The sequence below is a fragment of the Lactococcus garvieae genome (genome assembly GCF_016027715.1).
GTDB classification, from domain to species: Bacteria; Bacillota; Bacilli; order Lactobacillales; family Streptococcaceae; genus Lactococcus; species Lactococcus garvieae_A.
The window spans coordinates 1,463,102-1,487,647 of the sequence record NZ_CP065691.1 but is presented as its reverse complement, the minus strand read 5'-3'; the positions used below and the strand labels follow the sequence as shown (position 1 = coordinate 1,487,647).

The window sequence follows — 24,546 nt, the reverse complement described above, 5'->3', positions numbered from 1 at the left end:
CAAAGTGATGGAGGATAAATTAAAATGACAGTGTTAGTACTTGGAGGAGCGGGTTATGTTGGTAGCCATGCGGTAGATATTCTTTTGGCTCGTGGCTACGATGTTGCAGTCGTAGATAACCTCGTGACAGGTCATCGTGAAGCCGTTCCTAAAAACGTACGGTTTTATGAAGGCGATGTACGTGACCATGAATTTTTAGCTGATGTCTTCAAAAAAGAAGAAAATATTGAAGGTTTGATGCATTTTTGTGCTTATTCATTGGTTGGAGAATCCATGCAAAAACCATTGATGTATTTTAATAATAATGTCGGTGGAGCGCAGGTTATTCTTGAGACAATGGAAGAATTTGGCATCAAGCATATCGTCTTTTCAAGTACAGCAGCGACATTTGGTATACCAGAAGAAAGTCCTATTTCAGAAAAAACGCCACAGAAACCAATCAATCCTTATGGTGAAAGCAAACTCATCATGGAAAAAATGATGAAATGGCAATCGGAAGCAACGGATATGACATATGTTGCACTGCGCTATTTTAACGTAGCCGGGGCCAAACATGATGGAACGATCGGTGAAGCGCATAAAAATGAAACACACTTGATTCCTCTTATTTTACAAACGGCTCTAGGTAAGCGTGACTTTATCACCATTTATGGCGATGATTATAATACCGCTGATGGCACATGTATTCGAGACTATATTGACATGGAAGACTTGATTGAGGCGCATATCAAAGCTCTAGAATATCTCAAAGCAGGTGGTGCATCTAATCAGTTTAATCTAGGTTCGTCTAAAGGCTATTCAAACCTTGAAGTTTTAGAAACAGCACGCCGTGTCACAGGCAAAGAAATCCCATCAAAAATGGGTGAACGTCGCCCTGGTGATCCGGATATGCTGGTAGCAGATTCCGCTAAAGCAGGCGAAGTTTTGAACTGGCATGTAAAAAATGACTTGGAACATATTATTGAGAATGCGTGGAAATGGCATTCTTCACATCCAGAAGGATATTAAGAAAGTAAGCTTAGTATTGTAATGATACTAAGTTTTTATTTACTTTAATAAAAAGCCTTAAAATTTTTAAAATCATGAATAAAAGCAGGATTTAAAGGGCTTAAGTTTGCATGAAAATACAAAAAATGTTATATTAAGGGAATATTTCAATACAAATAAAAATGAAATTATAGGAAAGGATTAAATGGAAAATAAAAAAGGAATAGGACTAATAGCCCTTGTGTCCCTCGTTGTGTCAAGTGCCATAGGCGGAGGGGTTTTTAACCTTTCCAATGATTTGGCGAATGGAGCTACAGCTGGTGGTGTCATTGTGGCCTGGTTCTTTGTAGGTCTAGGAATTCTGGCTTTAGTTTTAAGCTTGAATTATTTAATTATTAATAAGCCAGAGCTTTCAGGGGTTTCTGATTATGCCCGAGTAGGCTTTGGTGACATGGTCGGCTTTCTGTCAGGTTGGGGGTACTGGCTTTCTACTTGGTTAGGGAATATTGCTTTTGCGGTCTTGATGATGATATCAATGGATTATTTCTTCCCCGGAAAGTTTGCCAATGCTAACGGTAGTTTAACCATACTCGCAGTAGTAACAGTTTCCATTTTCTCTTGGCTCCTAGCGCTGCTGGTAAGTCGAGGTGTCGAATCTGCCGCAGTAGTCAATGCGATTGTCCTTGTCTGTAAGTTGATACCTATTTTTGTCTTTATGATAGTGGGTATTGTAATGTTTAAGACAGGAGTTTTCACTACAGGTTTCTGGAATAATGTTTCTGAAAATGCTCAAGGTATGGTTCAGGCGACTGGATCGATGACAGCAAACGGACTCTTAGAACAAGTGAAAAGTTCTTTGATGGTAATGATTTGGGTCTTTGTAGGTATCGAAGGTGCTGCAATGATGGGAGATCGTGCTAAGAAAAAATCTGATGCAGGACGTGCCACTATCATTGGTCTTGTAGTATTACTTTTTATTTATATCTTACTTTCACTCCTGCCTTTTGGTTATTATGAACAAGCAGAGTTAGCTGCGATGAAGACACCCGGCATGGTTTATATGCTCAAAGACATGTTAGGTAGCTTTGGTGGGGCTTTGATGGCAATCGGTCTCGTGGTTTCAGTCTTGGGTGCTTGGCTGTCATGGACAATGCTTCCTGTCGAATCCACAACACAGTTGGCAAATCAAAATTTATTACCTAAATGGTTTGGACGTCTGAATAAATACAATGCACCCTCAAATTCACTTTGGTTAACGCAGATTTTTGTTCAGTTTTTCATTATCGTAACCTTCTTTGTAGCGAACGCTTATAATGTAATGGTTTATCTTTGTACCGCATGTATTATGATTTGTTATGCTTTAGTTGGCGGTTATATGATGAAGCACGGCTTTGAAGAAAAAAATCCTAAAAATATTTTTCTTGGTTTTATCGCCTTTATGTTCCAAGCCTTAGCTCTTTGGTTATCTGGCTGGCAATACGTTTGGATGGCTTCTATCTTGTATGTCATTGGCTTCATCTTTTACTATATAGCTAAAAGAGAAAACAGGAAAAATCTTTCTCGTGTAGAAGTGCTTGCGATAGTAATAATTATTATCTTATCTATTTTTGCAGTAATAGGTTTGGTTACTAACCAGTATGGTCTAAGAGAATTGCTAGGTTTATAAAATTCAAATAAAAAATTCGGAATTAATGTTCCGAATTTTTTTGTTCTAATTGTGAGTAATGACTATTTTTGATATGGACTAAAAGGCGCAAGTCTTCTTCCAACTTGTCTTTTTGCTGACGCAGAGTACGTTCTTGCTCCACAAGAAGAGAAATTCTTTTCAGCAAGGTTATATCACCTTCTTGAGCCAATTGTTTAAATTTGATCAGATTCTCTGCTGTCAGAGGGGGTTCTTTCTTGTTCATTTTTTATAATTTCTCCTTGTTTTACGTTAAAAATACTCAAATTTTCAGGTAAGTTTTTGAGATGATCAAGAGTAGTAGTAGTTATGAAGGTCTGTGTTTTTCCGAGGGAAGTTTCCAGAAGATCGAGTTGTCGGCTATTATCTAATTCACTCATAACATCATCAAGTAAGAGGATAGGGTATTCGCCAGTCTCATCAAAAATCAAATCGATTTCTGCTAACTTGATAGACAAGGCAACTGTTCTTTGCTGCCCTTGGCTACCAAAATCAGCAACATTAATCCCATTGACAAAAAAAGCAAGGTCATCACGATGAGGGCCAACAGAGGTTTGGTGGCGAAAAAGATCCTTATCTCTCGCCTTCTTTAAGTCTTCTAAAAGCGAGTCAGAATTGGCCTTATAGGTAATCTGAAGCTCCTCTAAACCATGAGTAAGCTGACGATGAATCTTTTGCGCTAATGTTTCAAGTTTAGAGACAAAACTTTGGCGTTCTGCGCTAATCTTTTGGCCATGTTCCGCCAGCTGACTGTCGAGGACCTCTAAAAATGTGGTGTCAATCTGCTTGCGTTCCAACTTAAGATAGGCATTACGTTCTTTTAAGGCACGATTATAACGCACTGAGTCATACAGATAAACAGGGCGGATTTGGCCGATTTCCATATCTAGAAAGCGACGACGGATATTGGGTGCGCCCTTGACCAGCTCTAAGTCTTCCGGGGCAAACATGATTAAGTTCAGTTGGCCGATATAGTCCGCAAGGCGATTTTCTTTGAGATGATTCACATGAGCAACTCGACCTTTGGCTGTCAAAGCAACCTCCAAAGGTACAGTGCTGTGGCCTTTATGTACGGTGCCGGCTACTTTCATCTCTTTGGCATCCCAACGTATCAATTCACGATCATGATGGGTACGGTGACTGCGGGTAAGAGCCAAAAAGTAGATACTCTCTAGAATATTCGTTTTACCCTGAGCATTTTGTCCCAAAAAAATATTGAGATTAGGATGAAAATCAAGGGAAAGCTCTGCATAATTTCGAAAATTATAGAGCTGGATGTTGTTAAGCTTCATACTTATTTAGCGCCAGGGAATCTGGGTTTGGCTGCTTTCTTTGGTTTTTGAGTTTTGACTTTGGCGTTCATCTTTTTGACAAGCGCCTTAACGCGTTCTTCTTCAGCTTTTTCTTCTTCACGCTCCGAAATTTCTTCGGCGGAAGCTTGGACAAATTCAATTAAAAGTCCAAGTTTAGGAATTTCTAAAACATCACCTGCACGCAACTTTTTACCACGGCGATTTTCCGCAGAGTTGTTTAAAAAGATATTCCCTTCATTTTCGGAGAGAAAGAGCTTGGCTTGCCCTCCTGTATTGACGATAGCCAATTCTTTGATGACTTGTCCTAATGTAATATATTCTTCAAATAAAATGTAATTTTGCATAATTCTATTTTAGCATAAAGAGACTCAAAAATAGTGGAAATTTTGCTATAATAGAGATATTACAGTTCTTGCTCTTTTGGGGTTTGAATGGGTCTCCTTCAAACTTGAAAAAAAGGAGTAGACAAAGGATATCTATGAAATTAGCTAGCGGAGTAAATCTCCATGTTATAAAAGAAACAAAATTTAAGACGATACGTATAATGGTACGTTTACGCGAAGCTCTTACGCAAGAAAATATTGCCAAACGTGTGATTATCTCAAACTTATGGGAAACCACTAATGCAGCTTACCCAACAGCCCAAGCTTTCTCCAGTCGCCTATCAGAACTTTATGGCACTTCTTTTTCCACAGCGGTAAATAAAAAAGGCAGTCAACATCTCTTAAGTATCCACATGAATCTTGTCAATCCTAAATATGTGGATATAGATACTTTGGCAGGAGCTGTTGATTTTATGCACAAAGCTCTTTTCAAGCCAGATGAAAATGTTAAAGTATTTCAACGAGAAAAAACAAATTTAATCAACTATCTTAAAGCGATGAATGAAGATCGCTCTTACTATGCGAGCCGACAGTTGGCTACTCTGTTTTACAGTGACAACAAGCAAGCGCTCCCGGGTGTCTCCACAGTCGAGCTTCTGGAAGCAGAAACAGCAGAAGCTGTCTTTGCTTATTATAAAGAGATGTTGGATAATAATCTTATCGATATTTTTGTTTTAGGAGATGTCGATAAAAGCGAGATTGAGCAACTTTTCCAAGGTTTTGATTTCAAGGATCGTCACGCTTCATCCGATATCTTTTATAGTCAAGAATTAAAAGAATATCAGGAAAAAACGGAAGAAAAAGAAGTCCAACAGTCCATATTGCAGTTGGCTTTTGCACAGCCGACGACTTATGGTAGCGCCGACTATATGTCCTTACAAGTAATGAATGGTCTTTTTGGTGGTTTTGCCCATTCAAAATTATTTATGAATGTGCGTGAAAAAGCGAGCCTTGCCTACTATGCAAGCTCTGCTTTTGATAGTTTTACAGGACTTTTGAAAGTTAATGCTGGGATTGATGCCGGAAATTTCCAACTTGCACGTGAACTTATACTAGAGCAGCTTCAGGCGATGCAGTCCGGTAATTTTACAGACCAAGAAATTGAGCAAACTAAAACCATGCTCAAAAACTCTTATTTCATGTCCTTGGATTCTTCTTCAAACTTGATTGAGCAAGCTTTCATTCAAGAGATTTTACCAGAACGCTATGTTGATGCGGATAGATTTTTGAATGAACTTGAAGCTGTGACCAAAGAAGATATTATGCGTTTAGCACAAGGTTTAAAACTACAGGTCCAATATTTCATGAAGGGAGAAGTTCATGCAGAAGAGAACTTATGAGAAGACAGGTGAGATTTTATACACAGATGTTTTAGCAAATGGCTTGACTGTTTATTACCTGCCAAAGTCTGATTTCAATCGTACTTATGGACTTTTCACTACAAATTTTGGATCGCTTGACACATCTTTTAAGCCTTTAGGAAGTCCGGAAATGCAGACTTTTCCAGAAGGGATTGCGCATTTTTTGGAGCATAAACTTTTTGAAAAAAAAGATGGAGATGTTATGTATAAGTTTGGTGCCTATGGGGCCCAAACGAATGCTTTTACGAGTTTTTCACGCACGTCTTATCTTTTTTCTACACGAGAAAATATCTATGATTGTGTAGCCTTACTTCTTGATTTTGTTCAGGAACCTTATTTTACAGCCGAAAATGTGGCAAAAGAGCAAGGCATTATCCAGCAAGAAATACAGATGTACCAAGACGATAGTGATTGGCGCTTATTTGCGGGACTTCTGGCTTCACTTTATCCAGATTCACCATTGGCAGATGATATTGCTGGCACGCCTCAGTCGATAAAAGAGATTACAGCTGAGGATCTTTATGCTAATTATGAAACTTTCTATCATCCATCAAACATGAATCTCTTTTTGACGGGGCCTTTTGACATAGAGCAGATGGCTAAGTTTGTGGAGCAAAACCAAGAGCAAAAAAACTTTCCAGAAATTGAACCGATTCAAAGAGAAAACATTGAAGCAGGACAACCTCTTCCAGGAAAAAAACTGCAGTTTGAAGTTGCTATGCCCAAACTTGCCCTTGGTTTCCGCGGAGAAGATATTCTCCCCACTGATTCACGAGAATTACTGGAGTATAAGCTTTCTAATCAATTACTCTTAGACATGCTTTTTGGTAAAACAAGTCACCGTTACGAGGAGATGTATAATTCTGGCCTAGTTGATGATTCATTTGGCTATGGTTTTGATATGGACAAGAGTTTTCACTTTGCTAATATCACCGTGGATACAGAAAAACCCCAAGAAGTGAGTAAAGTTTTGCAGGAAGCTTTAAAAAGTTATAAAATAGATAAGGATTTTGAAAAAGAAAATCTAGAAATGCTTAAACGTGAGACACTTGGTGATTATTATAAATCACTCAATTCTTTAGAATATATAGCAAATCAATTTTCATCTAATATTTATGGTGATATTAATTTCTTCGATCTTCCTGAAATATTGTCAGGAATAACACTCGAAAAAATCAGTAGGCATGCTGAAAAATTTGTCGAAAATATGCAAATTGTAGATTTCATAATCTACCCTAAATAATACGAACAGTTATGAATAAGTCCATACATTTCATAAATCTGAGAGGAGGACATGGTGGCAATTAAAACAATAGGCGAAGTCCTCAAAGAAAAGAGAACGGATCTTGGCCTTGGGCTAAGCGAAGCCGAGAAACTTACAAATATTCCGAAATTATATATTATTGCTTTAGAAACAGGGGACTACAAAGCTTTACCCGGTGATTTTTATATTAAAGCTTACCTCAAACAATATGCTGAAAAACTTGAGCTTGACGCAGATCAAATCTTGCTGGCTTATGAAAAAGATGGGTCGATGACCGTTGAAGACCATGAAGATATCCAAGAAACTTATCGCTTTGTTAAACCCAGTGAGCGTGTAGAAGAAAGTGAGGAAGAAGAGGAAGTTGATGTTCCCGCATGGCGTCACTACGTGCCGATAATTTTACTTTCTGCTGTTGCTTTAGCAATCGTTGGTGGGGTTACGGCAGTTGTACTTCTCAGCCGTCCGCAAAGTAATGATTTAGAGGATGCTTCTTATACTTATAAGACCAGTGAAACAGTAAAATCCACGGAACAAAAGAAAACTTCAGAGTCAAAGGAAAAGCCTGTTGAGTCAAAACCAGCACCTGAAAACCAACTCACGGTAACAGGGAGTGGTGCACAGCTGAATGTTAAAGTAGATAATGCAACAAGTCCTACTAAGATTGTTTTTACTACAGCAGCAGGCACCGTAACGACTATTTCACTTACCAATGCTGACTGGGCTACCGTGCGTACCCTGTCTGATGCGGAAAATACAGCAACAGCAACACTTGGAGCTGGTTTGACGAATTCCGTGATTAATTTATCAAATACGCAAGGGCTCACGATGACCATCAATGGCAGCAATGTTGAGTTGTCTGCTTTAACCGTAGGCAGCGCAGTAAGTGTTCAATTAACAGTAGCTTATGCCAGTACAACAGAGTAAGCTTAGATCATACAGCTTACTCAATAATAATTTTCAAAGAAAGCAATTATGAAAAAAGAAAAACTTCCCAATCAATTAACAATACTACGAATCTTTATGATTCCCGTCTTTCTCATCGTGCTTTATCTGCCACAGGGTGCAGCGGTTGGTGCAAGTTATGTGTCATGGATTGTTGCAGCGGTTATCTTTGCTGTAGCCTCTATCACTGACTGGCTCGATGGCTATTTGGCTCGTAAATGGAAGGTCGTGTCAAACTTTGGTAAGTTTGCGGATCCATTGGCCGATAAGATGTTGACAATGGCAGCTTTTGTAATGCTGATTGCCTTAGGATTGGCGCCAGCTTGGGTTGTTGCAATCATTGTTTGTCGTGAACTCGCAGTAACAGGCCTTCGCCTCTTGCTTGTAGAACAAGGTGGAGCAGTACTTGCAGCAGCCATGCCAGGTAAGATTAAAACATTTACTCAGATGTTATCAATTATCTTTCTCTTGATTGGAGACCCCATCTATATCGGGACAATCTTACTTTATATTTGCCTCTTCTTTACTATCTATTCTGGTTATGATTATTTTGCAAAAAATATGCAGGTTTTCAAAAATTAATCTGAATTTAAAGCTTGAAAAAAAAAGAAGTCTGCGTTATACTTAATTGTATAGAGAGTGAGACGTGGCTGAAAGCTCACAAGGGAATGTGACTATAAAAAACGGTGGCTACGTTATAGCTAAACTGAGGTTCTGGAAGACAGGACAAATTTAGGTGGTACCGCGATAAGATTACTGACGCCCTAGAGCTTGATGCTTAGGGCGTTTTTTAATATTCACTACCGTCGAAAAGTTTCTAATCACAAATGTATTTAATTCAGAGGAGATAAAATGAAATTACAAAAACCTAAAGGTACAGCAGATATTCTGCCAAAAGAATCACAAAAATGGCAATATGTCGAAATGATAGCTCGTGCAGTATTTGAAGATTATAATTTCAAAGAAATTCGTACGCCACTTTTTGAAAGTTATGAACTATTTAGCCGAGCAACAGGGGAAACAAGTGATATCGTCACAAAAGAAATGTATGATTTCGAAGACAAGGGAGGGCGTCACATTGCGCTTCGTCCAGAAGGTACAGCTTCAACTGTCCGAGCATATATTGAAAATAAATTGTTTGCACCTGAAGTTCCTAAACCGGTGAAAATGTATTATACGGGTTCAATGTTCCGCTATGAACGTCCTCAATCAGGGCGCTTGCGTGAATTCCACCAGTTTGGTGTAGAATGTTTTGGCTCAAAAAATCCCGCTATTGATGTTGAAGTTATCGCTATGGCTCAGACTTTCTTCGAGCAAATAGGGATTACAGGTGTAACGCTTCACTTGAATTCACTCGGTGATTTAGAAACACGTAAGGCTTATCGTACAGCTTTGATTGAGTACTTAACACCTTTTGAAAATCAACTTTCAAAAGATAGCCAACGTCGTTTACATGAAAATCCACTTCGTGTTTTAGACAGTAAAGAAAAAGAAGATAAAGAAATCGTCAAAGGTGCCCCATCTGTTCTGGACTATCTGACAGAAGAATCACAAGCTCACTTTGAGATGACACGTAAACTTCTGGATGGCTTGGGCATCAAATATGTTATTGATACCAATATGGTCCGTGGTTTGGACTACTATAATGATACAATCTTCGAATTTATCGTTGATGTAAAAGGACAGGAACTTACTGTGTGTGCTGGTGGTCGTTATGACGGGCTGGTGGAGTACTTTGATGGACCAGCTACACCCGGCTTTGGTTTTGGACTTGGTGTGGAACGCTTGCTCATGATTGCCGAAATGCAAGGTGTTGATTTCCATGATGAGGATACACTTGATGTGTACATCGCTGTCATGGGAGACAAAGCAAGTCTCGAGGCGACAAAACTTGCTGAAAGTTTACGTGCTCAAGCTTTTAAAGTAGAACGTGATTTTTCAAACCGTAAACTAGGCGCGCAATTTAAGTCCGCTGAAAAAGCAGCTGCAGAAGTGATTATCACACTTGGGGACAATGAAGCCGAAACAGGAAACATCACCGTAAAACATAACCAAACCCGTAAAGAAGTAAAAACAAGTTTGACAGAAGTTAAGAAAAGTTTTGCACCGATTTTTGAAGAAGTAATTGGCGAGTGACGTTTAACTTTCCTGAACGACTAAAAAGTAAAGATGAGTGAAAAATAAGGAGAAAAAATTGAAAAGAACAAACTATGCAGGCAACATCACAGAGGAGTATTTAAATCAAGAAGTCACGGTAAAAGGTTGGGTGGCTAAACGCCGTAATCTTGGCGGTTTGATTTTTATAGACTTACGTGACCGAGAAGGCATCGTTCAAATTGTGGTAAATCCTGAAACAGCAGCTGCTGAAATCGTCGAAATTGCTGATAAAGTTCGTAACGAATATGTACTGGAAATTACAGGTAAAGTTGTTGAACGGGCGAGCAAAAATGCGAACATCAAAACAGGTAGCATCGAAATTGAAGCAAATCACATGCAAATCCTGAGCACATCCAAAACAACACCTTTTGAAATCAAAGATGGTGTGGAAGTGCTTGACGATACACGCTTGAAATACCGCTATCTTGACTTACGTCGTCCCGAGATGCTTAACAATATCACGATGCGTCATGCCACAACTCGTGCAATCCGTAGCTACTTAGATAACCAAGGATTCATCGATGTCGAAACACCTTTCTTGAATAAATCTACACCAGAAGGTGCGCGTGATTATCTTGTACCTTCTCGTGTGAATAAAGGGGAATTCTACGCTTTACCACAAAGTCCACAGCTTATGAAACAGTTGTTGATGACAGCGGGACTTGACCGTTATTATCAAATCGTGAAGTGCTTCCGTGATGAGGACTTACGTGGAGACCGTCAACCTGAGTTTACCCAGGTCGACTTGGAAACGAGCTTCCTTGGGGAAGAAGAAATTCAAGATTTGACAGAAGGCTTAATCGCAAAAGTTATGAAAGACGTTAAAAATGTTGATGTAACATTGCCGTTTCCCCGTATGAAATATGATGACGCCATGAATTTTTACGGCTCGGATAAGCCAGACACTCGTTATGAAATGCTACTCACAGATTTGACTGATTTTGCCAAAACAGTTGATTTTAAGGTCTTTAGTGAAGCACCTGTTGTAAAAGCTATTGTGGTGAAGAACAATGCGGATAAATATTCCCGTAAAGCAATCGACAAACTGACAGAGCAAGCGAAGCAAAATGGTGCTCAAGGCTTAGCTTGGATCAAGTTTGAACAAGACAATCTTTCAGGGCCAATCGCAAAATTCTTGACAGATAAAACAGCAGAATTTGTTGAAACTTTAGGTTTGGAAAACAATGACTTGGTTCTTTTCGTAGCGGACAGTTTGGAAGTCGCCAACTCAGCGCTTGGTGCACTTCGTCAGACGGTTGCAAAAGAACAAGGATTAGTTGATTATTCTAAATTTAACTTCCTTTGGGTTATCGACTGGCCGATGTTTGAATGGTCAGAAGAAGAAGGACGTTATATGAGTGCCCATCATCCATTTACTTTACCAACTGCTGAAACACAAGGGGAGTTGTCAGGAGATTTAAGTAAAGTACGTGCCCACGCTTACGATATTGTCTTGAATGGTTATGAGCTGGGTGGGGGTTCACTCCGTATTAATACGCGCGACCTACAAGAAGAAATGCTCAAGGCTCTCGGCTTTAGTCTTGAGGATGCCAATGAACAATTTGGTTTCTTGTTGGAAGCATTAGACTATGGTTTCCCTCCACATGGAGGTTTAGCCCTTGGTTTAGACCGTTTCGTTATGTTGCTTGCAGGAAAAGACAATATCCGTGAAGTTATTGCCTTCCCTAAAAATAATAAAGCCACAGACCCGATGACACAAGCACCATCAGCAGTCAGTGAGAGCCAACTGGAAGAATTGAGAATTAAACTTGAAAAACTTGACTAAATTTATCAACATGTTTGGTGGCTGGGAAAAGTTGACACATCGTTTCTCAGCATCTGTCTTATATGGAATCACCTCTGCTTTTGCATTGAATTTCTTTTATCAACCAGGACGTGTTTACTCAAGTGGTGCAACTGGTGCCGCTCAGGTCGCAACAGAAGTTTTAACGCGCCTTTTGGGGCACAACTATCTACCCATCTCCGCAACGCTCTTCTTAATTAATGTTCCATTAATGATTTTAGCGTGGTTCCGACTGGGGCGACAGTTCACTCTGTTCACTCTTTTGACCGTTACGATGAGCTCTATCTTCATCCACTTTGTTCCTGAAACAACTCTGACACCCGATCCAATTATTAATGCAATATTTGGGGGGACAATCATGGGTGCTGGTGTGGGCTATGCGATGCGTAATGGTATTTCCAGTGGAGGAACAGACATCATCGCACTTTATATCCGAAAAAAAACCGGACATAATGTTGGCACACTTGGCTTTATTGTCAATGGTGTAATCATCTTTACAGCCGGTGTTCTCTTTGGATGGGAATATATGCTTTATTCCATGATTGCTATCTTTGTCAGTTCACGTGTCACTGATGCAATCTTTACACGTCAAAAACGAATGCAAGTAATGATTGTTACTGAGAATCCAGAAATCATTATTAGAAAGCTTTTTGAAAAGATGCACCATAGTGCAACCATATTAAATAATGCAGAAGGTGCTTATACACATGAAAAGCGCACGATTTTATTTACCGTTATAACCATGTATGAGTATCAAGATTTCAAAGAAATCATTACTAAATATGACCCTAAAGCTTTTGTTTCTATCTCGGAAAATGTTCGAGTGATTGGTAATTTTAATGAGATTACCGATTAAGTTGACAAAATGGTCGTTTTAGTATAAATTAGAGAAGGCCTCTGTCAGTTTTGACAGAGGTTTTGCGAGAAATTATAAAGCTATTTTTATAGGATAAAATAGTATTAGATTGGAGAGTTGTATGAAGGATATGAGCCTCATTAAAATCCATTTTCGTAACTTTATTGCCATCAGTTTAGGAGCAATCATCTTTGCTTTTGGTTTTGTAAAGTTAAATATGGCCAATCAGTTGGCTGCAGGTGGCCTTTCCGGGATTACCTTGATATTGCATGCCTTGTTCAATCTGGACCCGGCCATAAGTCAGTTCATTCTGAATATCCCTTTGCTTTTTATTGGTTACCGTTTCTTAGGACAGCGGACCTTTATCTACACGGTTTATGCGATTGTTAATATTTCGCTTTTCCTTTCAGTCTTTCAGGCCATTGATTTTAATATCAATCTTTTGCATGATAACTTAGTTGCAGCTCTCTTAGCCGGGGTATTTGCGGGAACAGGAGTTGGGGTTATTTTCCGCTTTGGGGGAACAACAGGTGGCTCGGATATCATTGCACAGCTGTTGCAAATTAAGCGAGGAACAGCTGTTGGACGTGTTATCTTTACGCTTGATATCTTTGTGATGACACTTTCACTGACTTATATTGATGTCAACCATATGGTCTATACCCTCATTGCTAGCTTTGTTGGCGCTCAGGTTATTAATCTTATCCAGTCAGGTGGTTATACTGTTCGTGGTATGCTCATCATAAGTCCAAAATACCAAGAAATTTCCAATGCAATTCTTGCTGAACTTGGACGTGGCGCAACATTCTTACATGGGGAAGGCGCGTATTCGGGTACTGAGAAACGTGTTGTTTATGTTGTCCTCAACCCTCGAGAAGTTATGACGGTCAAAGCACTGATTTCGGAAATAGATCCACAAGCCTTTTCAACGGTTATAAATGTTCATGAAGTTATGGGTGACTTCACCTATCCACAAAGCAAATATAAACGTAAGAAAAAATAAATAATATATATAAAAAAGAAGGACCAGATACGGTTCTTCTTTTTTTGTATGAGGATTAATGAAACAGTTTAGAAGTTAAACGATCTCCTTCAAGACGACCAACAGAAGAAACACCTTCTACGTCTGAAGAATCTGCAGTAACGCCGTCCTTGATAATTTGTAAGCGGTCAATAGCTTGGTTGATTTGAATTAAACTTTGTGTTTGATTTTCAAAACTATAATTGCTGATTTCACGTTTAGCTTTCTTGAGGTGAATGATAGCCTTTTCGATTTCGACAAGTGCTTTTGATGTACGCATAGAGTCCCTCCTTGTTTTATGATACTAACTTTATTATAAACAAAAAGACTGGCAAAAGCCAATCTATTAGTTTTGAGCAACAAAATCATCTAAGATTTTAACAATTTCTGCTTGAGACTCTGCTTGGTTAACTGCTACTTTAACTTTGGCAGCACGTTTAGCACCTTTCAGATAGTAAGCAGCATGCTGACGGAACTCACGCGATGCTAAGTTATCTCCTTTAAGCTCAACAAGGCGTTGCAAGTGAATTTTAGCGATACGCATTTTTTCATCCACCGTTGGCTCTGGAAGTAGTTCACCTGTACGGAGATAATGTTCTGTACGATGAAGCATCCAAGGATTTCCTAAAGCTGCACGTCCGATCATTACCGCATCAACACCGGTTTCGTCAATCATACGTTTGGCATCCTCAGGTGTTTTAACATCCCCATTACCAATAAATGGGATATTGATATTGCTCGCTACTTTTTCGAGCCAAGTCCAGTCTGCTTTGCCTTCATAAAGTTGGGCGCGTGTACGTGCATGCATGGCTACGGCTGAACCACCTGCAGCTTCGATAGCTTTCGCATTCTCCACAGCATACAGATGATCAGAATCCCATCCGATACGGATTTTAACACTAAGGGGGAGGTCAATCGCAGAGCTGACTGCTTTAACCACATCGTAGACCTTATCTGGGTCAAGAAGGAGACGGCTTCCAGCTTCATTTTTGGTTACTTTAGGAACAGGACATCCCATGTTGATGTCAATAATGTCCGCAACTGTATTTTCTTGAACGAATTTTGCAGCTTCAACGAGAGTATCAACTTCGCCTCCAAAAATCTGCATTGATAAAGGATGAGGAACGCCTTCAAAGTCCATCATTTGTAGTGTTTTTTTATTACGGTGCTCGATTCCTTTATCGGAAATCATTTCTGTAACAACGAGTCCAGCACCGAACTCTTTAGCCGTTGTTAGGAAAGCTTTATTGTTAATTCCCGCCATGGGAGCGAGAACGATTTTATTGGCAATTTCTATATCCCCAATTTTCCAAGGGGCTGTGTATTTTGAATCCATAGTCATAGTGAATATTTTACCATTTTTTAGAGGATTTGCTAAGACTTTGCACTGAAAAATCCTCCGAGAAATTTCTCTAGAGGATTTTTGTTTTATTCATCTGTAAAGAGATCTTTTATTTTTTGACGGACACGTGTTTCTTGGATTTGTGTGGTCAAGAAAGTGGCGATATCTCCAGCGTAGAGGGTAGTATCTCCACGAGGAATGATTTTTTCTCCATTCCGCTGAATTGAAACAAGAAGTGTATCTTCTGGTAGTGCGAGATTTTGGACAAGTTCATGATCAGCCTTTGAGTCAAACTGAACAAGGACCTCAATCATAATATGACCTGTATTTTCCGCTGGAATTTCTGAATCGGTTGCTAAAAGATTATTCAATAAAGAATGATAAATTGGCTCAGAGTGTAAAAACTCAGCAACAAGATAAGAAATAAGAGAAACGAAAGCTAAAGGTAAGAGATGGTCAAAAGAGCCCGTCATCTCTACCAAAAGTAAAATACCAGTCATTGGCGCGCGCACAATAGCAGTAAAAGTAGCAGCCATCGCTAAAATAATAAAATTAGGAAAGAGCGCACCTGACAGATGAAACAAAGGAATAAAGACTGTCGCAAAAATACTGCCAAGACTAGCTCCTAAAACGAGAAGAGGAAAGAAAATCCCCCCTGGTACCCCAGAAGCATAACTTATAATGGATATGAAAAATTTTGAGATAAAGACAAGGCAGAGAAAAACGAGACCCCAACTTAGAGTGAGTTGATCAATCAAGTGATGCCCACTCCCACTGATGAGAGGGAAGAAAAGGGCAATAAGTGCAGAAGCAACAAAACTAAGTAAGACACGCAAAAAAGGACTGTGTATCTTCAACTTCATCAAACGTTGCCCTTGCAGAAGAGAATAATTATAAACGGCACCAAAAATCCCCATGAGTATCCCTAAAAGGAGGAGCAACCAGTAATCAGAAAGAGGAAAACTCGTGATAATCTGGAAGTCAAAGATACTTGCTGAGCCAAAGATGAGACGGGAGACCGCATCGGCGACAATAGCCGAAGTCATACACGTCAATAAAATCAAAGGTGAAAAATACTTGAAGACTTCTTCCAAGGTAAACATAATACCTGAGAGAGGCGCATTAAAGGCAGCGGATAAACCAGCAGAAGCCCCAGAAGCAATAAGCAAGCGTTGATGCCGTTCCGTATGAGAGAACTTTTGGGCGATAGCTTGTCCCATAGCTGCACCCAACTGAATAGAAGGGCCCTCACGCCCAAGAGAAAGCCCAGCGAACATGGCGAGAGTCCCCCCAACAAACTTGGCCCAAGCCGTTGAAAACCAGTCGGGTTTAAAGTATCCCAGTAATTGTCCTTTGACTTGAGGAATACCACTTCCTGAAGACATGGGGTATTTTTTCATCAACATGCTGACAATAAAGCTGAGAAAAAGCAGCGCGGGAAGTAGTAACATCAGATAGATAAGATGTCTCGAAGCTTGCTGGTAGAGCACCATGCCGTATTTTTCAGCGAGTGAGAGAACCAGACGATAAAAGCTGGCGAGAGTGCCAGCTGCAAGTCCAACCAATAAACTTAAAAAAATTAAGCCTATGTTTTTGTTTGAAGATTGAGAAAGGTCTTTAATCAGTAGTCTCATTTTTGAGCTGCTCCCAAGATTAAATCGTTGAGTTCTTTTTCAGTAAATTCATATTTACGCCCACAAAATTGGCAGAGAACTTCAGCACCATGATCTTCTTCGATGATTTCTGTAAGGGCTTCGTTTCCAAGACTTTGAAGTCCTGTAGTGAAACGTTCCTTTGAGCAATCACACTGAAAGGCAAGGGGTGATTCAGATAGAACAGTATAGTCCATCTCGCCGTAAATTTCAGCTAGCATTGCTTCAAGAGGGTTTTCACGTAAAAGCATCTCAGAGATACTTGGCATACCCTTGATATTTTTTTCCATAATAGAAATTTCTTCATCGGTAGCGTCAGGCAAGGCTTGAAGCATGAAACCTCCAGCGATTTTAACACTGTCTTCACCCTCGTTGAGTAGGACATTTAAACCGACAGAAGAAGGGGTTTGTTCACTTGAGAGAAAATACCAAGCAAGGTCTTCCCCAATTTCCCCTGTAATAAGATCGGTCTGACCCGTATAAGGTTGGCGAAGGCCCATATCCTTGATAACAACGAAGAAACCATTTCCGATGAAAGGTGCGACAAGTACTTCATCAGTTGAAGCTTTTTTATAGTCAATATCTTTGTTTTGAACGTAGCCTTTCACATTACCTTTTGCATCGGCTACTGCAACTATTGCACCCATTGCGCCATCGCCTAAGACTTTAACAGTAATTTTACTGTCTCCCTTTTCATTGGCTCCCAAAATTTGGGCAGCAATCAATGTACGTCCGAGAGCAACAGTAGAAGAAGGCATCGTTTGATGACGTTCTTGAGCTTCACGGACAGTCAAAGTAGAATCAAGAGCAAAGGCACGAAAGTGACCATTTTTTGAAATGGATTTTAATATTTTATCAGTCATAACTTCTTCTATTTTAACATATTTTTGAATTCATTTATGGTTGTGGTTTTGTGATTTAAAGTTAGATATTTCCGAACAAAAATTTGTTTTTTTTCCAAAAAATATATTTTACCATGAGAGTAAAATATATTTTTGCTATAATGGGAATAGTGCGATAGGAGCTTTTCAATATCAAAATGCCAGCTGTGTCCCTTGAAAGAGGGAGATAGAGCGTACAAATATTAAAAGAAAAGAGAGCTATTATGCCATCAGTTGTTGTTGTAGGAACGCAGTGGGGAGATGAAGGAAAAGGTAAAATTACTGATTTCCTCAGCTCAGACGCAGAAGTTATTGCGCGTTACCAAGGAGGGGACAATGCCGGCCACACTATCGTGATTGACGGCTTCAAGTACAAACTCCACCTTATCCCATCAGGTATCTTCTTTCCAGAAAAAACATCTGTTATCGGTAATGGTGTAGTTGTCAATCCCAAAGCTTTGGTTAAAGAAATTGCTTACCTTCACGAAAACGGTGTAACAACAGATAATCTTCGCATCTCAGACCGTGCCCATGTTATCTTACCTTACCATATCAAATTGGATGCTCTTCAAGAAGAAGCAAAAGGTGACAATAAAATCGGTACAACAATCAAAGGTATCGGCCCAGCTTACATGGATAAAGCTGCCCGTGTCGGTATCCGTATTGCAGATCTTCTTGATAAAGAAATTTTTGAAGAACGTCTGCGTACAAATCTTGAAAATAAAAACCGCGAGTTCGTTAAGCTTTATGACAGTGAAGCACTTGATTTCGATGAAATCTTTAACGAATACTATGAATATGGCCAACAAATCAAAAAATATGTGGCAGATACTTCAGTTATCTTAAATGATGCACTGGACGAAGGTCACCGCGTTCTCTTTGAAGGTGCGCAAGGCGTTATGTTGGACATTGACCAAGGTACGTATCCATTTGTTACATCATCAAACCCATTGGCAGGGGGTGTAGCTATTGGATCAGGTGTAGGTCCAACGAAGATTGATAAAGCAGTTGGTGTATGTAAAGCCTACACTTCACGTGTTGGTGATGGTCCTTTCCCAACAGAACTCTTTGATGAAACTGGTCATCAAATCCGTGAAGTTGGACATGAATATGGAACTACAACTGGCCGTCCACGTCGTGTGGGGTGGTTTGATGCAGTTGTAATGCGTCATTCACGTCGTGTATCAGGTTTGACTCACCTTAGCCTTAACTCTATCGATGTTCTTGCAGGCTTACCAACAGTTAAGATCTGTGTGGCTTATGAACTTGATGGAAAAGAAATCACTCACTATCCCGCAAGTCTTAAAGAATTGGAACGTTGTAAACCAATCTATGAAGAAATGCCAGGATGGTCTGAAGATATCACAGGTATGCGCACGCTTGAAGAATTGCCTGAAACAGCACGTAACTATGTGCTCCGTGTGGCAGAACTTGTAGGTGTTCGTATCGCTACTTTCTCAGTAGGACCAGACCGTGACCAAACGAACGTTTTAGAAAATGTTTGGGAAGATTAATAAAATAATTAAAGCTAAAAGCAAGCAATCACATTAGTGATTGCTTTTTTTATGCCTTTTTAGTGAGGATGCTTAATTTTGAACGTGCTAATAAGTGAAGGATTTTAGAAATGCCGTTGGAGGAGAGACCGTTGAAAAATAAAAAGAAAATAATTCTATTTTTAGCTTTAAGTTTTGCCCATATACTTATTGCTGTTTTTATAGTGATAAAAAGGGAGGATTTTATTTATATCTTTCCTGCAAAGGAACCAAAAACCTTAAGAGACTTAGCCTATGACAAAGACAAGCGTTTGGGCTACACCGTCCACATTAAGGAAGAAGGGAAGTTGGTACCTTATCTTGTCCTGACTAAAAATTATAGTGGTCAAGGGAATATTTTATTGCTTAGAAAATATCTATTAGATCCGCCGATGTCTTTTCGAGATGGCTGGGAGGAAGCCTATTACGGACAGAGCATACCGGACTCCTTTATGCACAAAGAACTTATCAAGCGTTTCTCTAACGACGTGCAAAAAAATATCCCCTCCACAGAGCTGGGGATAAAACCCTCGGAAGTAAATGCTGGAATAGGGCGTATAGAAAAAATAAAACGAAAACTCTTTCTGCTTTCAGATATTGATGTAGGAAACTATAAACAAAGAATTCGTTTAGAAGAAGAAAGAAACTTATTGTACTTTAAGAGGCAAGGGGGAGTGAAAGAGGCTAGATTAGCCTTTAGAGAAAATGATTCTACACCATATAGTTGGTGGCTTCGTACTGCTTTTTCTACGGATTCATCAGTGACTAATGTAATCAATTATGAAGGAAAATTTGGAGGCAACGGTGTTGCTTATATATCTTATGTCCGCCCAGCCTTCACGCTTCCACCAGAAACGGCAGTGGAGGAAAAAAAGAGTAGTGGACAGATCGTGTATGTGCTTAAGCTAGATAAATAAAGGAGTGAAAGTAAATGACCATTAAAAAAGTATTTCTCATTGTATTTTCTTTGTTTTTTAGTATTGCAGTACCGGTTCTTATGATAAATGGAGAAAAACTTGTGTATTTACTCCCAGCAAAAGAGCCACAAGTATTAAGAGACTTAGCCTATGACAAAGATAAACGTTTGGGCTACACCGTCCACATTAAGGAAGAAGAGAAGTTGGTGCCTTATCTTGTCCTGACTAAAAATTATAGTGGTCAAGGGAATGTTTTATTGCTTAGAAAATACCTATTGGATCCGCCGATGTCTTTTCAAGAAGGGTGGAAAAGGTTTTATTACGGGCACAGTATAATTGATTCATTTATGAACAAAGAGTTTATTAATCTTTTTTCTGCAGGTGTACAAGAAAATATCGCTTCTACTGAACTGGGAATAAAAGCTTTAAAGCCTAATTTTAAAGGAAGACATATAGATAAAATAAATAGAAAAATATTCTTGCTTTCAGATATTGATGTGGGAAACTATAAACAAAGAATTCGTTTAGAAGAAGAAAGAAACTTGTTGTACTTTAAGAGAAAAGGGGGAGTGAAAGAGGCTAGAATAGCTTTTAGAGAAAATGATTCTACTCCTTATAGTTGGTGGCTTCGTACTGCTTTTGAAACAGCATCTGCAGTAGTTAAAGTAACCAATTATGAAGGAAAAATTGGAGGCAACGGTGTTGCTTATATATCTTATGTTCGCCCAGCCTTCGCGCTTCCACCAGAAACAGCAGTGGAGGAAAAAAAGAGGAGTGGACAGACCGTATATGTGCTTAAGCTAGATAAATAAAGGAGCAAATGATGTTGAAGAAATTATGTTTATGGTTATTTATGCTATGTCAGCCGGTGTTTTTTGTTATGCAAGTATCTGCTACAGAAAAGAGGGATTTAGATTTAAGTATGAAATTTTCAGAATCCCAAAGACAGAAGATTACTTTTGATGCCTCTACTGACGGTGAAAGAAAGCAATCCAGCATTTTTCTGATTGACAGTTCAAAAAGTATGGGTGGAAAGAATATCAAGCAAGTCAAAGATATGGTCAAAAAGTTTGCAAAAGAAGCACTTGAGTCTAAGCAAGAGCACCAAATTGCACTTGTGAGTTTTGGAGATAAAGCGACAGCACTCCAAGCTTTTACTAATGATGAAAGGCAGTTGTTGTCCTCTTTGGAAAAAATAGAAACCAGGGGGAAAACCAACTTACACAGTGGCTTAAAACTAGCAGAGCAACTTTTACAAGAAACTCAAAGTAATGTACAAAGAAATATTTTTATTATCAGTGATCGGACACCGACAGCAGGTGAAAAGGTAAATATAGGCAAGTATGGAAGCAAAGACATCTACAGTTATCAGTTTGCCAATGCTGCGGATAATCTGGCACAAAAGATGAAAGTAGAGCAGCAGGTGAGCTTTCGAACTTTCGTATTTATTGATAGGATTGCAGACACGACAAAAGCGTTTGCCAAAACTTTTTTCCAGAATATCCAAACAGACGGTGCTTTTGATTTTAGAGATGTAAAAGATATGGATTTTGTTTTTAAAAGCAAGGAGGCAGGGAAAGTTTTCCAATCGGGTACTTTTAATTATGGTTCCGCACCTGTAGGAAAAGAAGGTCAGGATTCTAAGGCCATCTACCATTATAGTGATTCTTATTTTGAGCAGAGTGCCTATGCTTATCGTAAGGAGAAAAACCGTCCTTATGACCCGCGCTTGGCGACCATGTCACTCAATCTAGAGCTGTCTGCTTGGTCCAGCACCCAAGAAAAAAACTATCTTTTAAAAAATAGAAACGCTAAGGATTTATTGGAAGAGTTAGGATTTGAAAAATTCAAGGCCAATCAACATTTCCTAGAAAAGCCTTCAAAAGATTCGATCGGTGCGGTCATTGCTCAGAAAAAATTGACAGTCAAAGAAGAAGACTACACCTTGATTGCACTAGCCATCAGAGGCGGTGGCTACGAAGCAGAGTGGGCCAGTAACCTCACTCTTGGACAATCAGGCGAGCATCAAGGATTTAGAGAAGCCAGTCAAAAAGTATTAAACTTTTTAGATCAATACCTGAAAGAAAACAAAGTAACAGGTAAGATAAAACTCTGGATTAACGGCTATAGCCGTGCAGCAGCGGTAGCAAATCTGACGGCTGGGGCTTTGAATAATGGACATAAGTTGGCGAGCGGGGAGCTGAAATCAGAAGATATGTATGCCTTCTGTTTTGAGGCACCTGCGGGAACTGTAAAGGGGACGGGGAATAGAGAAGAACGGCATGATAATATAGTGAATATTATCAATGTTAATGATGTAGTGACGAAAGTTGGACCAGAGGTTTATCCCTATGAGTTTGGGCGTTATGGGAAAGATTCGCGATTACCAGATAAGAGCACCGTTTCAACGGATTCTTATATAAGCGTAAAAAGTCGAATGGAAGGCGAGTTAAAAAAATTAGAATCTAACTTAATCTATAAACTAGAAGAATATCAAGCTAAAAAAATTAATATACTGAATATTTTTGATGGTTTAATTGTTGATGACCTAGAGGGTAAGGGAATGGATAAATCTTTAGATGATTTCATTGACAGATTTGCAGTTGAACAGATAAAGAACAGAAACAAATATGTCAATGCCTACCAAGAAGATATAAGAGTATTAGCTGAACTCTATTTCACGACACGTGTTGAAGATAGGGAAAAGCTAACGAAAAATTTATTTAAAAACCTTGTCACTTCTATGATATTAGGAAGCGATGTGACGCAGGTAAAAAAATTTGTTATTGACTGGTTGAGAAATATGGGACTCGTCAATCACTCCGAGATACGAATTGAGTCTTTAGCAGAGACAGTTAGGGACCTGGTATTCAAATTTATGATTAAACACCCCAACCTTTCAGTGACTCTTATACAAAATTTAGAACCTGTGGCTCAAGCACACCATCCGGATCTCTGTTTAGCATGGCTGAGGGCGCAGGATGAAAATTATCAGAAGAAAAAAATTGCAGTACCGGACCAAAGTAAAACTTCCAAACGTATCATGATAGCAGGAGATGTGAGTATCAAAGTACAGAGTGAGTCAGGACAAGTAAAGGAACATTCTCTTGAGGAAGTTATGGAGTTTTCGGTTTCTGCAGCAGAAGATACGAGGGTAGTTATTCAAGCGAGCGAGGCGACCAAGGTGGATTACACTGTACAGACTATTGACAATACCAATGGTAGCGTCCTTTTGACCGAAGAGTTTGAAGACGTCGAATTAAGTTCAGGAGAAAGAATGGAGTTAAGCCTTTCTAAAGAATCAGAAAATAAAGGTACAGCACTTATCATGGATGGGGAGCGGTTGCCTGCAGAGACAAGTGATGAAGGGAAGTCATCAAAATACTATCCCACAAATATTATAGTGAATAACAAAAACTTAGGCTTCGTTCTAGGTGGTGGGATGACGCGCTTTGCCAACTATTCACCCCTGTATGCTATTCCAAGAGAAAATGCTGAGTTTGTAGGCTGGTATAGAGGGAATGAACTCTTATCTTCGGAGAAGACTTACAAGCACCAAGTAAAAGGTGAAGAGGAACTTATCGCTAAGTTTAGGGAGGTAAAGGCAGATGAGAAAAGGGACCAATAAAAAAATAACTCTCCTTATCTTTTCTTTACTCCTCAGTATTGCCCTCTCAACACTCTTTATAAAGAGAGAAGAACTTGTGTATTTACTTCCTGCTAAAGAGCCGCAAAACTTAAGAGATTTAGCCTACGATAGAGATAAACGTTTGGGCTACACCGTCTACGTCAAGGAAGAAGGCAAGTTAACCCCTTATATGGTACTTACTAAAGATTATCTCGATCAAGGGAATGTCTTGCTTTTAAGGCAGCATCTTGTAAATCCACCTATGTCTTTTCGAGAGGGATGGGAGGAAGCTTATTATGGACATAGCATACCAGACTCCTTTATGCACAAGGAATTTATCAAGCGTTTCTCTAAAGATGTGCAAAAAAATATCCCCTCCACAGAACTTGGGATAAACCCCTCGGAAGTAAATGCTCGTAGGGGGGACATAGAAAAAATAACTCGAAAACTCTTCTTACTTTCAGATATTGATGTAGGAAAATATAAAGACAAACTTCGCTTGGAGAAGGATGAAAACTTGCTATATTTTAAGAGAAAAGGGGGAATGAAAGAGGGTAAATTAGCCTTTTTAGAAAATAATTCTACTCCTTATAGTTGGTGGCTACGCACTACTTTTGAAACGGATTCGTCAGTAGCTAAAGTTATTGATTATGAAGGAAAGTTTGGAGGAAATGGGGTTGCTTATATCTCTTATGTCCGTCCAGCCTTCACCCTACCCCCAGACATGGAAATCGAGGAAAAAGAGATAGACGGTCAGAAAAATTATGTACTCAAGAGAGATAAATAAAGTTCCTCATTTTGAGGAACTTTATTACGTGGGAG

Annotated in this window: 22 protein-coding genes; 15 read left to right on the top strand and 7 right to left on the bottom strand. The window is 39.3% G+C overall.

Annotated elements, in window-relative coordinates:
- The first annotated feature begins 24 nt into the window (after positions 1-24).
- A complete protein-coding gene (gene galE, locus I6G50_RS07450) occupies positions 25-1,008 on the top strand; it encodes a UDP-glucose 4-epimerase GalE (protein WP_197908395.1) in 984 nt (327 codons plus the stop codon).
- Between the two features lie 184 nt (positions 1,009-1,192).
- Entirely contained in the window at positions 1,193-2,653 is a 1,461-nt protein-coding gene (locus I6G50_RS07445) for a basic amino acid/polyamine antiporter (RefSeq protein WP_081168527.1), read from the top strand.
- 22 nt (positions 2,654-2,675) lie between these two features.
- Here I6G50_RS07445 and I6G50_RS07440 read toward each other — a convergent pair whose 3' ends face one another.
- The 3 genes from I6G50_RS07440 to I6G50_RS07430 are packed head-to-tail and all read right to left on the bottom strand — an operon-like array spanning position 2,676 to position 4,328.
- Positions 2,676-2,897 carry a hypothetical protein gene (locus I6G50_RS07440; RefSeq protein ID WP_004259713.1) on the bottom strand — a complete coding sequence of 74 codons (222 nt, stop codon included), beginning with the start codon at positions 2,895-2,897 and terminating at the stop codon, positions 2,676-2,678.
- On the bottom strand, positions 2,848-3,963 hold the full coding sequence (recF, locus tag I6G50_RS07435) for a DNA replication/repair protein RecF (RefSeq protein WP_197908394.1): 1,116 nt from the start codon (positions 3,961-3,963) through the stop codon (positions 2,848-2,850). Before recF ends, I6G50_RS07440 begins: the two co-directional genes overlap by 50 nt.
- Before the next feature lie 2 nt (positions 3,964-3,965).
- On the bottom strand, positions 3,966-4,328 hold the full coding sequence (locus I6G50_RS07430; protein WP_004259706.1) for an RNA-binding S4 domain-containing protein: 363 nt from the start codon (positions 4,326-4,328) through the stop codon (positions 3,966-3,968).
- Between the two features lie 134 nt (positions 4,329-4,462).
- Between I6G50_RS07430 and yfmF the strand changes: the two genes are divergently transcribed.
- The 8 genes from yfmF to I6G50_RS07390 all read left to right on the top strand — a co-directional run bounded on the left by yfmF (position 4,463) and on the right by I6G50_RS07390 (position 13,754).
- Entirely contained in the window at positions 4,463-5,707 is a 1,245-nt protein-coding gene (gene yfmF / locus I6G50_RS07425; protein WP_197908393.1) for an EF-P 5-aminopentanol modification-associated protein YfmF, read from the top strand.
- Positions 5,688-6,971, top strand: a complete 1,284-nt coding sequence (gene yfmH, locus I6G50_RS07420) for an EF-P 5-aminopentanol modification-associated protein YfmH (protein ID WP_197908392.1) — start codon at positions 5,688-5,690, stop codon at positions 6,969-6,971. The genes yfmF and yfmH overlap by 20 nt, the downstream gene beginning before the upstream one ends.
- 51 nt (positions 6,972-7,022) lie before the next feature.
- Positions 7,023-7,916, top strand: a complete 894-nt coding sequence (locus I6G50_RS07415) for a helix-turn-helix domain-containing protein (protein ID WP_197908391.1) — start codon at positions 7,023-7,025, stop codon at positions 7,914-7,916.
- Positions 7,917-7,964: 48 nt separating this feature from the next.
- Complete coding sequence (gene pgsA, locus I6G50_RS07410; protein WP_004259695.1) at positions 7,965-8,516, top strand: CDP-diacylglycerol--glycerol-3-phosphate 3-phosphatidyltransferase; 552 nt, start codon at positions 7,965-7,967, stop codon at positions 8,514-8,516.
- A gap of 270 nt (positions 8,517-8,786) precedes the next feature.
- Positions 8,787-10,070 (top strand): histidine--tRNA ligase, encoded by a 1,284-nt coding sequence (hisS, locus tag I6G50_RS07405; RefSeq protein ID WP_081168537.1) that lies wholly within the window; start codon positions 8,787-8,789, stop codon positions 10,068-10,070.
- A 58-nt stretch (positions 10,071-10,128) separates the two neighbouring features.
- Positions 10,129-11,877: an aspartate--tRNA ligase gene (gene aspS, locus I6G50_RS07400; RefSeq protein ID WP_197908390.1), complete on the top strand. Its 1,749-nt coding sequence runs from the start codon at positions 10,129-10,131 to the stop codon at positions 11,875-11,877.
- Between the two features lie 10 nt (positions 11,878-11,887).
- On the top strand, positions 11,888-12,751 hold the full coding sequence (locus tag I6G50_RS07395; RefSeq protein ID WP_004259686.1) for a YitT family protein: 864 nt from the start codon (positions 11,888-11,890) through the stop codon (positions 12,749-12,751).
- 121 nt (positions 12,752-12,872) lie between these two features.
- On the top strand, positions 12,873-13,754 hold the full coding sequence (locus I6G50_RS07390; RefSeq protein ID WP_004259683.1) for a YitT family protein: 882 nt from the start codon (positions 12,873-12,875) through the stop codon (positions 13,752-13,754).
- A gap of 55 nt (positions 13,755-13,809) precedes the next feature.
- Here I6G50_RS07390 and I6G50_RS07385 read toward each other — a convergent pair whose 3' ends face one another.
- The 4 genes from I6G50_RS07385 to hslO form a co-directional block, all read right to left on the bottom strand.
- Positions 13,810-14,052: a hypothetical protein gene (locus I6G50_RS07385; RefSeq protein WP_004259680.1), complete on the bottom strand. Its 243-nt coding sequence runs from the start codon at positions 14,050-14,052 to the stop codon at positions 13,810-13,812.
- A 66-nt stretch (positions 14,053-14,118) separates the two neighbouring features.
- Complete coding sequence (gene dusB / locus I6G50_RS07380) at positions 14,119-15,114, bottom strand: tRNA dihydrouridine synthase DusB (RefSeq protein ID WP_004259677.1); 996 nt, start codon at positions 15,112-15,114, stop codon at positions 14,119-14,121.
- 86 nt (positions 15,115-15,200) lie between these two features.
- Positions 15,201-16,748: a ClC family H(+)/Cl(-) exchange transporter gene (locus tag I6G50_RS07375; RefSeq protein ID WP_197908389.1), complete on the bottom strand. Its 1,548-nt coding sequence runs from the start codon at positions 16,746-16,748 to the stop codon at positions 15,201-15,203.
- Positions 16,745-17,629: an Hsp33 family molecular chaperone HslO gene (gene hslO / locus I6G50_RS07370; RefSeq protein ID WP_197908388.1), complete on the bottom strand. Its 885-nt coding sequence runs from the start codon at positions 17,627-17,629 to the stop codon at positions 16,745-16,747. Before hslO ends, I6G50_RS07375 begins: the two co-directional genes overlap by 4 nt.
- Before the next feature lie 242 nt (positions 17,630-17,871).
- Here hslO and I6G50_RS07365 point away from each other — a divergent pair, with 242 nt between their 5' ends.
- The 5 genes from I6G50_RS07365 to I6G50_RS07345 all read left to right on the top strand — a co-directional run bounded on the left by I6G50_RS07365 (position 17,872) and on the right by I6G50_RS07345 (position 24,511).
- Positions 17,872-19,161, top strand: coding sequence for an adenylosuccinate synthase (locus tag I6G50_RS07365; protein WP_004259668.1), 1,290 nt, complete (start codon positions 17,872-17,874; stop codon positions 19,159-19,161).
- A 131-nt stretch (positions 19,162-19,292) separates the two neighbouring features.
- Positions 19,293-20,096 (top strand): DUF6273 domain-containing protein, encoded by an 804-nt coding sequence (locus tag I6G50_RS07360; protein ID WP_197908387.1) that lies wholly within the window; start codon positions 19,293-19,295, stop codon positions 20,094-20,096.
- 14 nt (positions 20,097-20,110) lie between these two features.
- The gene (locus I6G50_RS07355; protein WP_197908386.1) at positions 20,111-20,908 is read left to right on the top strand and encodes a DUF6273 domain-containing protein; all 798 of its coding nucleotides are present in this window, start codon (positions 20,111-20,113) and stop codon (positions 20,906-20,908) included.
- Between the two features lie 110 nt (positions 20,909-21,018).
- Positions 21,019-23,724, top strand: coding sequence for a VWA domain-containing protein (locus I6G50_RS07350; RefSeq protein ID WP_232252345.1), 2,706 nt, complete (start codon positions 21,019-21,021; stop codon positions 23,722-23,724).
- Entirely contained in the window at positions 23,705-24,511 is an 807-nt protein-coding gene (locus I6G50_RS07345; protein ID WP_197908384.1) for a DUF6273 domain-containing protein, read from the top strand. Before I6G50_RS07350 ends, I6G50_RS07345 begins: the two co-directional genes overlap by 20 nt.
- Positions 24,512-24,546: the final 35 nt, after the last annotated feature.